This window comes from Pseudomonas sp. F-14 TE3482, assembly GCF_053629455.1.
Window position 1 is genome coordinate 5,567,118 of record NZ_JBRJII010000001.1, and the last position, 13,147, is coordinate 5,580,264.

Here is a 13,147-nt window from a genome sequence, read left to right on the forward strand (position 1 = left end):
CATCCGCCGGAAAAGCCCGTTTTTATCAGGCGCCCAGGCACTTTCATCTGAACATCGAACAACCATCGACAGTTCTTCAGCCATACTCCTAAAATGCGTCGCTTTTTAAAGAAACAGCCCGTTACAAAACGGTATATCCACCCTTTATGAGTCCGCCAGCGTGAAAATCCGTCTTTCAATCCTGAGCCTGTTTTTTGCATTTACAGGGACTTTCACCACGCCAACGATCAACGCTGCAGAAACCACTGCCGCACCCCGAGACACTTCACAGCTGAAGATCGCTTCCGGCAGTGTCTTGCTGATGGATATGCAAACCAACAAAGTGATCTATGCCAGCAACCCTGACGTCGTAGTGCCAATCGCATCCGTCAGCAAACTGATGACCGGCCTGGTGGTGGTAGAAGCCCGGCAGAACATGGACGAGTATCTTTCCATCAACATCAGTGATACCCCGGAAATGAAAGGCGTGTTTTCCCGGGTCAAACTCAAAAGCGAATTGCCACGCCGAGAAATGCTGCTGATTGCCCTGATGTCCTCGGAAAACCGTGCCGCTGCGAGTCTGGCCCATCACTATCCGGGCGGCTATGTCGCGTTCATTGCCGCCATGAACGCCAAAGCCAAAGCACTGGGAATGACCAGCACCCACTTTGTCGAACCGACGGGCCTCTCTCCTCGCAATGTGTCCACCGCCCGCGATTTGAGCAAACTGCTGATCGCCGCACACAAGTACCCGCTATTGACTCAATTGAGCACCACCAAGGAAAAAACCGTTTCGTTCCGCAAACCCAACTACAGCTTGGGTTTCCGCAACACCGACCATTTGGTCAACAAGCCTAACTGGGACATCAAACTGACCAAAACCGGCTTTACCAACGCGGCCGGTCACTGCCTGGTGCTGGTGACCCACATGGGAGATCGGCCGATGGCGCTGGTGATTCTCGATGCCTTCGGCAAGTACACGCACTTTGCCGATGCCAGCCGGATTCGCAGCTGGGTCGAAACTGGCAAGAGCGCCAACGTGCCGTCCGTAGCCCTGCAGTACAAATCCGACAAGAATCTCAAGCACCGCCAAAGCGGTGTGGTTGAAGCATCGAAGTAAACTCGAAACGCCTCCAAACGAAAGCCCCGAATAAAAAGCCCCGAATATTCGGGGCTTTTTATTCGGGATTAATCATTGGGCAACGGCATCTGATCGTCATCCGGAATGCCGTCCCCCGCACTTGGGTCTTTCCAACCTTGCGGATGCTTTGTGGGTACCACGGTCGGTCTGGCCAATGGGTCCCGTAACGGACTGTCCGGGTCCATCACCGGATCCAGATCCGACTCGGGGGTTGTTGGAACACTGTCTGGAGGATCTGGACGTTTGTCGTCGAAGCTCGAATCGGTAGACATATGCACCTCTGACTAGGTCTTGGGTTTCAGATCGCCCAGTGGATCGTAAGGTTTCGCGGGAGCCTTCTTGCCCGCCTCACCCGGTTTTATATCCTTGGGCGCCTTGGCAGGGCCGATGGGATCGACCTGAGGATCGGCGAGGTCCGGAGAATCGGGGTCGAATCCCAACTCATTATCGGACGAATGCTCAGATGAGTGCGGGCCGACAGGGGTATTGGAATGAGCCATGGGCGCCTCCTGGTCACGACCCGGCAAAGTAATCCGGGCCCTTTACATGAGAGGCCAATAACCCTGAGTGGTGCCCTGCAAGATGACGAACGGAAACTACTGCGCGCTCAACGCTTTTTTTGCCCGGGCCGCCGCCTGCTCTTGACCTGACTGGGCAAGATCGCTCGCCGCCTTCAGCCAGCGCTGCTGATCGACATTGGCCGGAATCTGGTCCGGCTTCTGGATCAATACGGCCCAGCCACCGGCATTCTCGAACGCCGATTCAAAGGCGCTGAACCCCATCAGCAACCGACGATCCATCCCGGCGCGCAGCAACACCGTCTGCTTCTGACGGTTGTAACCGGCGAGAATGGCGTATCGCGGCTCAGCCCAGAACGCCGAGCCTTCAGTGAAGCGCACCATCACCGGGTAACCGGCCGCAACCTGGGCCAGCAGCGCCGGCAAATGGCTGTCGAGGGGATAAACCACCATCCCGTATTCGCGGGCGAGGTTCTGCATGTTCTGCTGCAACCTGTCTTCGGCACCCGGCAAATGCAGGGGTTTGTCGAGCAACCCCGGGGTTATCACGATGCCCTGCCGGGACAGCAGACTAGCCAGCACCTGAGGCCCGCTTTGATAACTTTGCCCACGGTAGAACGTACCACTGAGTTCGACCCGCTCCGGCAGACGCTTGATCTCAGGCGCCACGCTCCCCGCACAACCAGCCAGGCCGGCAACGCAGCCAACGATCAGCACCAAAGATCGAATTCGAGAAAATACCCGCACCATCATCACTCTCTTGTTCAGACGCCAGGCAATCGCACAGCCGGCTTGGCCGTCGATCATAGGATGCCGCGCGACAGCGGTATAGCCTTAACCGGCAGTTGACAGCATTCGATAGAGCGAACTGGTTGGTGGCAGGCGACTTTTGGTCAATAGCCTGAAATACAGCAGCGGCTAGACTGTCACTTACCAAGGACGAAATGTGTGCCCGATGCAGGGCAAAGAGGAGGCACTGATGAGCCTGACAATGACCATTGTAATGTTGATCTCCGGCTGGCTGGCCGTGGCCGCCGCCATGCTGTGGGGCGTTTTGCGTATTACCCGCCGGCACCATCACCACCCGGTTCAATCGGCGCCTGTGGCGAACACCGATCAGCCGGCTGCCCACCCCGCCACCGCGCACTGACCAGCGCTTTTCGGTCATCCAAACAAAAACGGCCACCTGGACTCTTTCGAGTTCAGGCGGCCGTTTCATTTAACGAAGGTTAAGCTTGAGCGGCGATGCGCTTCTGCCTGGCCCGACGCGACAGCATGTTCAAGCCTTCGATCGTGGCCGAGAACGCCATGGCCGCATAGACGTAGCCTTTCGGTACGTGGGCGCCAAAACCTTCGGCGATCAGCGTCATGCCAATCATGATCAGGAAGCCCAGCGCCAGCATCACCACCGTCGGGTTGTCGTTGATGAACTTGGCCAGAGGATCAGCCGCCAGCAACATCACCAGTACCGACACCACCACCGCGATGATCATGATCGGCAAATGCTCGGTCATGCCGACGGCGGTAATGATGCTGTCGATGGAGAACACCATGTCCAGCATCAGGATCTGCCCAATCGCAGCAGCAAAACCCAGGGTCACGGTCGAGGTGGCCGAGGTCGGATCATCCGGTGCCGGGTCCATGCTGTGATGGATCTCGGTGGTCGCTTTCCACAACAGGAACAGGCCGCCGGCGATCAGGATCATGTCCTTCCAGGAGAACGCATGGCCGAGTATCTCGATCACCGGCTCCGTCAGCTGGACGATGAACGCGATGGTGCTCAACAGTGCCAGGCGCAGGATCAACGCCATGCCGATACCAATCCGTCGCGCCTTCTGGCGATGCTGTTCGGGCAGCTTGTTGGTGAGGATCGAGATAAAGATCAGGTTATCAATGCCGAGCACGATTTCCATCACCACCAGCGTGGCCAGGGCGACCCAGGCAGTGGGGCTTGCAGCAAGTTCTAAAAGGTATTCCATGGGTCAGTCCTGACTCGTTTGAACGGTTTAGATTTCCTGGGACGAAGAGTCGGTTTTGTCCGTCTCTTTGGCCGGTTGTTCTTTCTTGCTGATCAAACCGCCCGTGGCATCGCTGAGCGCTTGCTCGGCCGCTTTGTGGGTATCGTCAATCGCCTGTTTGGCGGTTTCGGCAGCCTTGCCCATCAATTGCTGAGCGCTTTTCTCGGCCTGGTCGCAACCGGCCAACACCAGTAAAGACGTGATCAGCAGTGCCGTGGTTTTAAGCTTCATGATGCTTCCCTCGATAGAACAGACAGAACCGAAAAGGCGATCCGTCGATGGCGAAGCATTCTAAGGAAGCAAACACTTCAGGAAAATTCGTATTTTCAGCGGTTATACTTCGGTTTTAACGAATCAATACGTCGCAGCGAACAAGGGATTTGATCAACATGCTTAATTATCGACAGCTGCATTACTTCTGGGTGGTGGCCAAGACCGGCAGCATTGTGCGCGCCTGCGAGCAACTGAACCTGACGCCACAGACCATCAGCGGGCAGATTTCCCTGCTCGAGCAAACCTATGGCATCGAGTTGTTTCGCCGGGTCGGCCGACAGTTGGAACTCACCGAAGCCGGACGTCAGACGCTCCCTTACGCCGAGCAGATGTTCCAACTCGGTGGCGAACTGGAGTTGATGCTGCGGGCGCAGCCCAATGAGCAACAGATTCTGTTTCGGGTGGGCGTCGCCGATGTGGTGCCCAAATCCATCGTTTATCGCCTGATCGCACCGACCATGGAGTTGAGCGAGCCCCTGCGTATCACCTGTCGCGAAGACAAACTGGAACGTTTGCTTGCCGACCTGGCGATTCAACGCCTTGATCTGGTGATCTCCGACAGCCCGATGCCCTCGAATCTGGACATCAAAGGCTACAGCCAGAAGCTCGGCGAATGCGGCATCAGCTTCTTCGCCACCGCCGAACTGGCCGCGCGATATGGCCAGGACTTCCCTCATAGCCTGCACGGCGCCCCACTGCTGATTCCCGGACCGGAAACCGTGGTGCGCAGTCGCTTGCAACGCTGGTTTGCCGAACAGCAGATCCAGCCGCGGATCGTCGGCGAATTCGACGACAGCGCCCTGATGCAGGCCTTCGGCCAATCCGGCAGCGGGATATTCATCGGCCCGAGTGTGATTGCCGACGAAGTGAAACGCCAATGCGACGTGGAGTTGATCGGCCAGACCGACGCGGTGCGCGAGTCGTTCTACGCCATCTCAGTGGAACGCAAGGTCAAGCACCCCGGCATTGTCGCCATTACCGAAGGTGCCCGACGCGAGTTGTTTGTCGAGATGTGAGGCTCAGGCGCAGATTTCGCGAGGTTTGAAGGTCATCAGCGCCATCGCCAACAGAATCGAGACCAAGATAAAACCGGCCGCCGCGAAACCCAGGCCACCCAGGCCCACACTGTCGATCACTCGCCCACCGACCATCGCGCCCAGACCGATTCCGAGGTTGGCCCCGGCAATGTTCAGCGATGCAGCAAAGGCCGGAGCTTCAGGCGCAGCCTTCATCAGGCGCACGTGGCTGACCAGGAACAGCGCGGCCTGAGTCACGCCCCAAATCCCCATCGCTGCCGCCAGACCAAGGGGTGAATGAATGTTCGGCACCAAGGCCACCATGCCGGCAATCATGAACGCACAAAACGTCACAGAAGCGATCAGCGGATGCCGATCCACCGCACGACCGCCCAACGAGTTGCCGATCAAGCCGACCGCGCCAAAGCCCATCAGGCACCAGCCGACCACCGTGCCGTTGAAACCGGCGAGCCGCTCAAGAATGTCCGCCAGGTAGGTGTACGCGGTGAACATGCCGCTGAACACCAGGATCGACAACAGCACATGCCCCAGCATCAACGGGCTGCGCAGAATTTTGAACTGCGAGCGAAAACTCACCTGATGCTGGTGCAGGTTGGTTTTCGGCAGGTAGATAAACAGCAGCAACGCCTTGGCAAACGCGATCACCGCCAGAATGCCGAAAGCACTGCGCCAACCGAACGCATCGGAAATCAGCGTACCCACCGGAATGCCGAACACGGTGGCGCAGACGATACCGAAACCGATCTTGGCGATGGCCCGCCCGGCGTAGTCCGGCCCGACGATGTCCACTGCAGTTTCACTGGCCAATGCCCAGAACACCGGCAGCCCCAATGCCGGAATCAATCGCGCAATGGCCATCACTCCGATATTCGGCGCCAGTGCCGCCAGTGTGTTGGCCAGGCCGAACATGATCAGCACACTGATAAACAGTTTGCGCCGTTCAAACCTTGCAAAGTAGGCGGTCAGGAACGGCCCGAAAGCGGCCACGGTAAAGGCGAACAGGGTCACCAGCAAACCCGCTTGAGGGATGCTGACGTCCAGATCACGGGCGATTGCCGGCAACAGGCCGACGATGATGAATTCCGTGGTCAGCACCGTAAAACCGGCGGCGGACAACAGAAGAATGGGCAACAGCATGCAGAACTCCAGGAAAACGACGACACCAGCGACAGCCCGAAGGCTCACTGGCAGAACTTGAAAATGAGGATGGCGAAGCTTAACAGAGTGTTTGCGGACGAGGTTGCACGAACCTGCAAATCGCGTTGAGCAATCGGGTGGCAGATCGTCACAGGTCTGAAGGATCACGGCTACGCTGTGATAAAGTCCGCGACCTGCGGTACTTACACTTTGCTCATCGGCCATTCATTGGCATTGATGTAGCGACCCTTCGGTTCCCTCCATGTGGCCTGCCCGGCTTTTTGCTGCATGAGCACAACCCTGCACCCTAATAAAATCAGAGATGCCGTTATGACCGCTTCATCCCCTTCTCTCTTGCAACGCCTGAAACGCAGCAGCCTGGTCACGCAAATCATCATCGGCCTGATCGCCGGGATTGCCTTGGCGTTGTTCGCGCCTGAGCTGGCCAAGTCCACCGCCTTCATTGGCAAAGTATTCGTCTCGGCGCTCAAGGCTGTCGCACCGATTCTGGTATTCGTGCTGGTCATGGCCTCGATTGCCAACCATAAGCACGGCCAGGAAACCCACATCCGGCCGATTCTGTTTCTGTACCTTCTGGGCACCTTCGCGGCGGCCGTGGTGGCGGTGATAGCCAGTACGCTGTTTCCGTCGAGCCTGGTGCTGTCGACCCAAGACGTTGCGGTGACCGCACCGGGGGGCATCAGCGAAGTGTTGCAGAGTCTGTTGCTCAGCGTGGTCGACAACCCGGTCAGTGCGCTGATGAACGCCAACTTTATCGGCATTCTGGCTTGGGCGATCGGCATGGGTGTTGCGATTCGCCATGCCGGTGCAACCACCCGTGAGGTGCTGGGCGATCTGTCCAATGGCGTGACGGTTATCGTACGGGTGGTGATTCGCTTTGCGCCTCTGGGGATCTTCGGCCTAGTGGCCTCGACCCTCGCCACCTCCGGTTTCGACGCCTTGATCGGTTACATGCATCTGCTGGCTGTGTTGTTGGGCTGCATGCTGTTCGTGGCGCTGGTGATGAACCCGGTCATTGTGTTCTGGAAGCTGCGTCGCAACCCGTATCCGCTGGTATTCACCTGTCTGCGCGAGAGCGGCATCACTGCGTTTTTCACTCGCAGTTCGGCGGCGAATATTCCGGTCAACCTGGAGCTGAGCAAGCGTCTGGGCCTGCACGAAGATACCTATTCGGTGTCGATCCCGCTCGGCGCCACCATCAACATGGCCGGCGCTGCGATCACCATCACCGTGTTGACCCTGGCCGCCGTGCATACCCTGGGCATCGCTGTGGACATTCCGACGGCCATCCTGCTCAGCATTGTCGCGGCGATCTGTGCCTGTGGCGCCTCGGGCGTGGCCGGGGGTTCGCTGTTGCTGATTCCACTGGCGTGCAGCCTCTTCGGCATCCCGAGCGAAATTGCCATGCAGGTGGTGGCAGTCGGCTTCATCATCGGTGTGTTGCAGGACTCGGCGGAAACCGCGCTGAACTCCTCCACCGACGTGCTGTTCACCGCGGCGGCGTGCCAGGGTGAGGAGCAGAAGACCCAGAAAGCCCGGGAAGCGCAGCGTCTGGCATAACGACGCTGCGATCTTTCATCCCTGCAAAAAAAGCCCGCCAAGGCTTACACCTTGGCGGGCTTTTTTGTATCTGGGCGGTTTAGAACGCGCCCATGTAATCGCGCTTGCCCACTTCCACGCCGTTGTGACGCAGCAGTGCGTAAGCGGTGGTCACGTGGAAGAAGAACTGCGGCAAACCATAGCTCAGCAGGTAAGCCTGGCCAGTGAAGCGCTTCTCTTTAGGCGTGCCTGGACGGGTAACGATCTCGATGCCTTCCTTGCCGTCGATCTGCTCGGGTTTGATCTCGCCGATGAAAGCCAGGACCTTGGCGATCAACGCTTGCAGTTCGGCGAAGGTGGTTTCGGTGTCATCGTATTTCGGCAGTTCGACTTCAGCCAGACGCGCCGAAACACCTTTGGCGAAATCGACGGCGATCTGCACCTGACGCACCAGCGGGAACATGTCCGGGTACAGACGGGCTTGCAGGAACGCATTCGGGTCGATGTTTTTCGCGGTAGCGTGGGCTTCGGCCTTGCTCAGGTTGTTGCTCAGGGCATTGAGCATTTGCTGGAAAACCGGAACGGAAGCGGCGTACAGGGAAATAGTCATGATGGTCTCGTGTGGTGACAGGAGTAAAAACGTGGAGCGATTATAGCCATGCCCGACCGCCCTGCGGCTTGTCTTTTATCCTGCAAGGATTAGGCTAGGCGGCTTCGACTGCATGCTTCGACTGCATAGGGAAAAGCGCGATGAGCACTGAGCAAGAAACGACCTCCGACGAACCGCGGCTCAACAGCACGGAAATCCGCATTCTGGGCTCGTTGATCGAGAAACAGGCCACCAGCCCGGAAACCTATCCGCTGACGCTTAATGCGCTGGTGATTGCCTGCAACCAGAAAACCAGCCGAGAACCGGTGATGAACCTCAGCCAGGGCCAGGTTGGCCAGAGCCTGCGCGTTCTGGAAGGTCGCGGCTTCACAAGACTGGTAATGGGCAGCCGTGCCGACCGCTGGGAGCATCGGGTCGACAAGGCGCTGGAACTGGTGCCGGCGCAGGTGATTCTGACGGGGCTGTTATTTCTGCGCGGCCCGCAGACGGTCAACGAACTGCTGACCCGCAGCGGCCGCATGCATGACTTCGAAGATGCCGAGCAGGTGGTGCATCAACTGGAGCGCTTGATCGCCAGGGGTCTGGCGCTGTTGATCCCGCGCCAGGCCGGCCAGCGCGAAGACCGTTACATGCATGCACTGGGCGATCCGGCGGATATCGAAGCGATCCTGGCTGCCCGGCAGAACCCGGCGGAACGTGGCACCAGTGGCGGTGTGTCGGTTGAGCGAATCGAAGAGCTTGAAGCGCGGATTACGGCGCTGGAAGAGCGCTTGGCACGCCTCGAATAGACCTTGTTCCCGATGCACCGAGGGTCCTCTGTGGCGAGGGAGCTTGCTCCCGCTGGGTCGCGAAGCGGCCCCAAAAACAGTAACGCATTACATCTGGCACACCGGGTTTGCCGGGATTGCGACTGCTTCGCAGCCGAACGGGAGCAAGCCCCCTCGCCACAGGGTCCGCGCTCACTCTGAGTTGCTACTCGCCGTCCCAATAATCCACGCCATCGGCCTGCCTGGCGACGGCGACGAAGCCCGAAGCATTGCCCTGGGCATCGACCTTGAAGTCGTCCATCACCACGTATTTGCCGGAATCCGGGTATTCGCAAATGTCCGGTGATTGCTGGCTGCTGACCGCCAGATAGCGCAATTCGCCGTTGCTGGTGTTGATGATCTGGTGCGCGGCTTCAGGACCACCTGCCGGACAGGCAATCACATCACCAGCGCGGATCGGAAAGCGTTCGGCACCCAGGCGAATCTCCCCCTCCCCGGCCACGATGTAGAACATCTCCTCATTGACCCGATGGTTATGAAAAGGACTGCCACGCATGCCTGGCTCCAGGGCATACAACCGATAACCCAGCTTTTGCGCGCCCAGTTGCTGGCCGATGCGTGCCAGGCGTTGCTGATAGCGGCCGGCAGCGTCTCCGGTGGGAGCAAACTCTTCGGGCAGCGGTAAAAGTTCGGCCTGATCCAGGTTGAGAATGGCGGGATGCATGAAAACCTCGGTCACGGTGGCTGGAGAGCAAGTCTTCGCTTGCTGGTGGCCAGTATAGGCGGGGATTTGCGGGTAAATGGCCGGGGCAGACTGAAGACCGAGTCGCGGCAATCGCGGGCAAGCCCGCTCCCACAAGGACAGCGCTGGACCTGTGGGAGCGGGCTTGCCCGCGATTGGGCCAGTACAGTCAACTGTCAGCTGCGGGCAAACGCCACGGCTTTCTGGAACTGCTCATCGGTCGGCCGCACACCGGTGTACAACACGAACTGTTCCAGTGCCTGGATCGCAATCACTTCCAGCCCGGTGATCACGCGCTTGCCTTCGGCACGACCGCGCACGATCAGCGGTGTTTCCGAGGGGATCGCCACCACATCGAAGACAGTTTCCGCCGCAGCGATAGCGTCAGGCTCAAACGCCAGTTGATCGGCCTCCGGCCCGCCGGTCATGCCGATGGGCGTGACGTTGATCAGCATCTGCGGGCGCTGGCTTCCCAACTCCGCCTGCCATGAGTAACCCAACGATTCAGCCAAAGCACGCCCGGCGCGCTCGTTCCGGGCCACGATCAGGCCGTTTTTGTAGCCGCCATCGCGCAAGGCACTGGCCACAGCCTTGGCCATGCCGCCACTGCCACGCAGGGCAAAGGTCGAATCCTTGGGCACCTGATGGGTTTCAAGCAACTGGGCGATGGCAATGTAATCGGTGTTGTAGGCCTTGAGATGACCGCTGGTATTCACAATAGTGTTGATCGATTGGATGGCCTCAGCCGATGCATCCAGCTCATCGACCAACGCAATACAAGCTTCCTTGAACGGCATCGATACCCCGCAACCCCGGATGCCCAAGGCGCGAATGCCGCCCACAGCGCCCGGCAAGTCCTGGCTGCTGAAGGCCTTGTAGTAAAAATTCAGGCCCAATTGTTCGTACAGATGGTTGTGAAACCGTAGGCCGAAGTTGCCGGGGCGCCCCGAGAGTGACATGCACAGCTGAGTGTCTCTGTTGGGGTTCATCTGCATTGGAATCTCCTTCAATAGCACTTTCGGATGGACGGGATTAGCCATTCCATCGGGTCTGATCAATCATAAAAGCCTGTCCACGCGAGGCACACAGGAGCGTAAAGAAGCCGGTACAGACCTTACACAAAATTTACCCAACGGCTGTGCTGATTTTCAGAAAAAAGCTGTCTTAGAAGTATCCCCGCGACAACTTGGGTCTATTGCAGACGCGAGCGCCGGGTCGAAGAACCGAGGACTTATCATGATCCGTAAAATCCCCACAGTAGCCTTGCTGATCGGTGCTCTCGCTATCGCAGGGCAGGCAGAAGCAGGTGGTCGTGGTCATGGCGGCTGGGAAGGTCCGGCTGTGTTTGGTGCGATCGTCGGCTCGGCAATCATTGGCTCAGCAATAATCAGCCGCGACCGTCCAGTGTATGTGGAGCAACCGGTCTACGTTCAGCCACAACCGGTGTACGTGCAGCCACCGCCTGTCTATTACCAACCGGCGCCCGTCTATGTTCAACAACCGATCTACTACCGCCCGGCACCGATCTATTACGGTCCGCCACGCGGGTATGGTCCACCACGCGGCTATTACGGCCCTCCCCATGGTTATTATCGTGGCGACCGCTGGTGATACGCTCATCAGGCCCCGCTTTAAAAGCGGGGCCTTTTTTGTGACCACTGGCTGGACGAAGTCTGAATAAATCTCGCCAAGGTCGCTGTCGGGACAGTACCGACAGGTAAAGTTGGTCATATTTATGTCATGTCCGATCCGCAAGCTTGGATCTGTCCGTAAACAACAGGTTGATAAAAACAAGGACGACCTTCATGCCCACACAAAACCCGCATCGCATTGTCGGCTTGTGCACTTCCGACAAGGTGTACAACGCACTGACCGAACTCAAACACCTGGAAGGCCATCGCAGCGCAAAATTTCTTTCGCTGCTGGCAGAAAACCTGGTGCGCAAAGGCCTGCTCAATGAGCAGGAGGTGGTGCATATGCTCGATCAAGTAGTGGATTGAACGCGGGACTCATTGGCGTCAATGACGACTATCGAAAGCGTTGATTGTCCGTTCAAGCGTCCGATCCGTAAGGTAGCTCCATAGATTAATGGAGGTACTTATGACTCAGGTTCAGATCATGTCTGTTATCGGCAGCGCCGTACCCGCATCGCTCAGAGCGCGGGGGTTACTCGCTTGCTGGTATCTGATGCAGGACGGCGAGCCTATCAGCGGCCCGCTCACCTCGCTTCCCGCCGCCCAAGCCTTGTCGCGACGTATCGGCTCGGGCCAGCTCAGCGCTTAAGGCAGCTGAATCTTTGGCTTGGAATCGATGAAGATCGCCCAGCTCGACACGAACAATGCGGCGATCAACGGTCCGATGACAAAACCGTTCAGGCCAAAAAGCGCGAGGCCGCCCAGAGTCGAGATAAGGATCAGGTAGTCCGGCATTTTGGTGTCCTTGCCCACAAGGATCGGTCGCAGGACGTTGTCCACCAGGCCGATCACGAACACGCCGAACAACGTCAGCACCGTGGCCTGCCACATCGCGCCACTGAACAGGAAATACGCTGCCACCGGTATCCAGACGATCCCCGCGCCCACCGCTGGCAACAGCGACAGAAACGCCATCAACACCGCCCAGAGCAGCACGCTCGGGATGTCCAGAAACCAGAAAATAAAACCACCCAATGCCCCTTGCGTGATCGCCACCACCACGTTGCCCTTCACCGTGGCTCGCACCACACGATTGAACTTGAGTTGCAAACGGCGCTTCTGGGTATCTTCCAGCGGTATCGCCGCGCGTACTTTGCGCGCCAGTTCGGACCCGTCCCGCAGGAAGAAAAACAGCAGATAGAGCATGACAAAAAAACCCACCACGAATTCGAACGTGCCCTGCCCAAAACTGAACGCCTTGGTCGCGACAAACTGGCTGCCTTGCATCGTGCTCCTGATGATTTTTTCCCGTAGCCCGCTCAACTCGCCCATGCCGAAACGATCGAGCAAGTACTGAAAATAGGGCGGCAGGCTTTGTTTGAACTGCGACACATAGCCGGCAATGTCCAGTTCGCCGCTTTCGATTCTGTTGTAGAGCGCCGCGCCTTCTTGAACCAGCAAGGTACTGATGGTGATCACCGGCAAGATCGCGATCAGTACACAGAGAATCAAGGTGCACAGGGCCGTGAGATTGTGGGGCAAGCCAAACTTGCGTTGCAGTTGGTGCTGCAACGGCGCAAACAGAATACCGAGGATGACCGCCCAGAACACCGCACCGTAAAACGGCAGCAGAATCCAGATGAAGGCGATGCTCACCAGCGTCAGCAAGACCATCAGCGAGGTGTTTTGCAGCTTCGTTTCGTTCATGTCCGATCCATGTCAGTGCGCAGG

At 58.1% G+C, this 13,147-nt stretch carries 18 protein-coding genes; 8 read left to right on the forward strand and 10 right to left on the reverse strand.

What is annotated here, in order from left to right; all coding sequences use genetic code 11:
- The first annotated feature begins 160 nt into the window (after positions 1 to 160).
- Complete coding sequence (pbpG, locus tag AB7M26_RS25140) at positions 161 to 1,099, forward strand: D-alanyl-D-alanine endopeptidase (RefSeq protein ID WP_123496540.1); 939 nt, start codon at positions 161 to 163, stop codon at positions 1,097 to 1,099.
- A gap of 68 nt (positions 1,100 to 1,167) precedes the next feature.
- Here pbpG and AB7M26_RS25145 read toward each other — a convergent pair whose 3' ends face one another.
- The 3 genes from AB7M26_RS25145 to AB7M26_RS25155 form a co-directional block, all read right to left on the reverse strand.
- Complete coding sequence (locus tag AB7M26_RS25145) at positions 1,168 to 1,392, reverse strand: hypothetical protein (RefSeq protein WP_123496538.1); 225 nt, start codon at positions 1,390 to 1,392, stop codon at positions 1,168 to 1,170.
- A gap of 12 nt (positions 1,393 to 1,404) precedes the next feature.
- Positions 1,405 to 1,620: a DUF6021 family protein gene (locus AB7M26_RS25150; RefSeq protein ID WP_123496536.1), complete on the reverse strand. Its 216-nt coding sequence runs from the start codon at positions 1,618 to 1,620 to the stop codon at positions 1,405 to 1,407.
- Positions 1,621 to 1,716: 96 nt separating this feature from the next.
- Positions 1,717 to 2,445 (reverse strand): cysteine peptidase family C39 domain-containing protein, encoded by a 729-nt coding sequence (locus tag AB7M26_RS25155; protein WP_123496534.1) that lies wholly within the window; start codon positions 2,443 to 2,445, stop codon positions 1,717 to 1,719.
- 172 nt (positions 2,446 to 2,617) lie between these two features.
- Here AB7M26_RS25155 and AB7M26_RS25160 point away from each other — a divergent pair, with 172 nt between their 5' ends.
- Complete coding sequence (locus AB7M26_RS25160) at positions 2,618 to 2,788, forward strand: hypothetical protein (RefSeq protein WP_225603244.1); 171 nt, start codon at positions 2,618 to 2,620, stop codon at positions 2,786 to 2,788.
- A 79-nt stretch (positions 2,789 to 2,867) separates the two neighbouring features.
- On the opposite strand, the gene AB7M26_RS25165 is transcribed toward AB7M26_RS25160, so the two are convergent.
- Entirely contained in the window at positions 2,868 to 3,617 is a 750-nt protein-coding gene (locus tag AB7M26_RS25165; RefSeq protein ID WP_123496530.1) for a TerC family protein, read from the reverse strand.
- 27 nt (positions 3,618 to 3,644) lie between these two features.
- Complete coding sequence (locus tag AB7M26_RS25170; RefSeq protein ID WP_123496528.1) at positions 3,645 to 3,887, reverse strand: hypothetical protein; 243 nt, start codon at positions 3,885 to 3,887, stop codon at positions 3,645 to 3,647.
- Positions 3,888 to 4,045: 158 nt separating this feature from the next.
- Between AB7M26_RS25170 and nhaR the strand changes: the two genes are divergently transcribed.
- Positions 4,046 to 4,945 (forward strand): transcriptional activator NhaR, encoded by a 900-nt coding sequence (nhaR, locus tag AB7M26_RS25175; RefSeq protein WP_123496526.1) that lies wholly within the window; start codon positions 4,046 to 4,048, stop codon positions 4,943 to 4,945.
- A gap of 3 nt (positions 4,946 to 4,948) precedes the next feature.
- On the opposite strand, the gene AB7M26_RS25180 is transcribed toward nhaR, so the two are convergent.
- On the reverse strand, positions 4,949 to 6,103 hold the full coding sequence (locus AB7M26_RS25180) for an MFS transporter (protein WP_123496524.1): 1,155 nt from the start codon (positions 6,101 to 6,103) through the stop codon (positions 4,949 to 4,951).
- A 330-nt stretch (positions 6,104 to 6,433) separates the two neighbouring features.
- Between AB7M26_RS25180 and sstT the strand changes: the two genes are divergently transcribed.
- On the forward strand, positions 6,434 to 7,684 hold the full coding sequence (sstT, locus tag AB7M26_RS25185) for a serine/threonine transporter SstT (RefSeq protein ID WP_123496522.1): 1,251 nt from the start codon (positions 6,434 to 6,436) through the stop codon (positions 7,682 to 7,684).
- A gap of 79 nt (positions 7,685 to 7,763) precedes the next feature.
- On the opposite strand, the gene AB7M26_RS25190 is transcribed toward sstT, so the two are convergent.
- A complete protein-coding gene (locus AB7M26_RS25190; RefSeq protein ID WP_007901777.1) occupies positions 7,764 to 8,273 on the reverse strand; it encodes a DUF1993 domain-containing protein in 510 nt (169 codons plus the stop codon).
- Positions 8,274 to 8,413: 140 nt separating this feature from the next.
- Between AB7M26_RS25190 and AB7M26_RS25195 the strand changes: the two genes are divergently transcribed.
- Positions 8,414 to 9,061 (forward strand): YceH family protein, encoded by a 648-nt coding sequence (locus tag AB7M26_RS25195; RefSeq protein ID WP_123496520.1) that lies wholly within the window; start codon positions 8,414 to 8,416, stop codon positions 9,059 to 9,061.
- A gap of 184 nt (positions 9,062 to 9,245) precedes the next feature.
- Here the strand turns inward: AB7M26_RS25195 and AB7M26_RS25200 are convergent, their stop codons facing one another.
- Positions 9,246 to 9,764, reverse strand: coding sequence for a cupin domain-containing protein (locus AB7M26_RS25200; protein ID WP_007901772.1), 519 nt, complete (start codon positions 9,762 to 9,764; stop codon positions 9,246 to 9,248).
- Between the two features lie 194 nt (positions 9,765 to 9,958).
- Positions 9,959 to 10,777 (reverse strand): shikimate 5-dehydrogenase, encoded by an 819-nt coding sequence (locus AB7M26_RS25205; RefSeq protein WP_123496518.1) that lies wholly within the window; start codon positions 10,775 to 10,777, stop codon positions 9,959 to 9,961.
- A 241-nt stretch (positions 10,778 to 11,018) separates the two neighbouring features.
- Between AB7M26_RS25205 and AB7M26_RS25210 the strand changes: the two genes are divergently transcribed.
- From AB7M26_RS25210 to AB7M26_RS25220, 3 genes are all read left to right on the forward strand, one after another.
- The gene (locus AB7M26_RS25210; RefSeq protein WP_007901768.1) at positions 11,019 to 11,393 is read left to right on the forward strand and encodes a hypothetical protein; all 375 of its coding nucleotides are present in this window, start codon (positions 11,019 to 11,021) and stop codon (positions 11,391 to 11,393) included.
- Positions 11,394 to 11,587: 194 nt separating this feature from the next.
- Complete coding sequence (locus AB7M26_RS25215) at positions 11,588 to 11,782, forward strand: hypothetical protein (RefSeq protein WP_123496516.1); 195 nt, start codon at positions 11,588 to 11,590, stop codon at positions 11,780 to 11,782.
- A gap of 100 nt (positions 11,783 to 11,882) precedes the next feature.
- Complete coding sequence (locus AB7M26_RS25220; protein ID WP_123496513.1) at positions 11,883 to 12,065, forward strand: hypothetical protein; 183 nt, start codon at positions 11,883 to 11,885, stop codon at positions 12,063 to 12,065.
- Here AB7M26_RS25220 and AB7M26_RS25225 read toward each other — a convergent pair.
- The gene (locus AB7M26_RS25225; protein ID WP_123496511.1) at positions 12,062 to 13,123 is read right to left on the reverse strand and encodes an AI-2E family transporter; all 1,062 of its coding nucleotides are present in this window, start codon (positions 13,121 to 13,123) and stop codon (positions 12,062 to 12,064) included. The two genes, AB7M26_RS25220 and AB7M26_RS25225, sit on opposite strands and share 4 nt — an antisense overlap.
- Positions 13,124 to 13,147 lie beyond the last annotated feature (24 nt).

What these genes read in the sequence shown, in the direction of transcription:
- AB7M26_RS25145 (WP_123496538.1), bottom strand. Translation starts at nt 1,392, where the DNA reads ATGTCTACCGATTCGAGCTTCGACGACAAACGTCCAGATCCTCCAGAC.
- AB7M26_RS25150 (WP_123496536.1), bottom strand. Translation starts at nt 1,620, where the DNA reads ATGGCTCATTCCAATACCCCTGTCGGCCCGCACTCATCTGAGCATTCG.
- AB7M26_RS25155 (WP_123496534.1), bottom strand. Translation starts at nt 2,445, where the DNA reads ATGATCGACGGCCAAGCCGGCTGTGCGATTGCCTGGCGTCTGAACAAG.
- AB7M26_RS25160 (WP_225603244.1), top strand. Translation starts at nt 2,618, where the DNA reads ATGAGCCTGACAATGACCATTGTAATGTTGATCTCCGGCTGGCTGGCC.
- AB7M26_RS25165 (WP_123496530.1), bottom strand. Translation starts at nt 3,617, where the DNA reads ATGGAATACCTTTTAGAACTTGCTGCAAGCCCCACTGCCTGGGTCGCC.
- AB7M26_RS25170 (WP_123496528.1), bottom strand. Translation starts at nt 3,887, where the DNA reads ATGAAGCTTAAAACCACGGCACTGCTGATCACGTCTTTACTGGTGTTG.
- nhaR (WP_123496526.1), top strand. Translation starts at nt 4,046, where the DNA reads ATGCTTAATTATCGACAGCTGCATTACTTCTGGGTGGTGGCCAAGACC.
- AB7M26_RS25180 (WP_123496524.1), bottom strand. Translation starts at nt 6,103, where the DNA reads ATGCTGTTGCCCATTCTTCTGTTGTCCGCCGCCGGTTTTACGGTGCTG.
- sstT (WP_123496522.1), top strand. Translation starts at nt 6,434, where the DNA reads ATGACCGCTTCATCCCCTTCTCTCTTGCAACGCCTGAAACGCAGCAGC.
- AB7M26_RS25190 (WP_007901777.1), bottom strand. Translation starts at nt 8,273, where the DNA reads ATGACTATTTCCCTGTACGCCGCTTCCGTTCCGGTTTTCCAGCAAATG.
- AB7M26_RS25195 (WP_123496520.1), top strand. Translation starts at nt 8,414, where the DNA reads ATGAGCACTGAGCAAGAAACGACCTCCGACGAACCGCGGCTCAACAGC.
- AB7M26_RS25200 (WP_007901772.1), bottom strand. Translation starts at nt 9,764, where the DNA reads ATGCATCCCGCCATTCTCAACCTGGATCAGGCCGAACTTTTACCGCTG.
- AB7M26_RS25205 (WP_123496518.1), bottom strand. Translation starts at nt 10,777, where the DNA reads ATGCAGATGAACCCCAACAGAGACACTCAGCTGTGCATGTCACTCTCG.
- AB7M26_RS25210 (WP_007901768.1), top strand. Translation starts at nt 11,019, where the DNA reads ATGATCCGTAAAATCCCCACAGTAGCCTTGCTGATCGGTGCTCTCGCT.
- AB7M26_RS25215 (WP_123496516.1), top strand. Translation starts at nt 11,588, where the DNA reads ATGCCCACACAAAACCCGCATCGCATTGTCGGCTTGTGCACTTCCGAC.
- AB7M26_RS25220 (WP_123496513.1), top strand. Translation starts at nt 11,883, where the DNA reads ATGACTCAGGTTCAGATCATGTCTGTTATCGGCAGCGCCGTACCCGCA.
- AB7M26_RS25225 (WP_123496511.1), bottom strand. Translation starts at nt 13,123, where the DNA reads ATGAACGAAACGAAGCTGCAAAACACCTCGCTGATGGTCTTGCTGACG.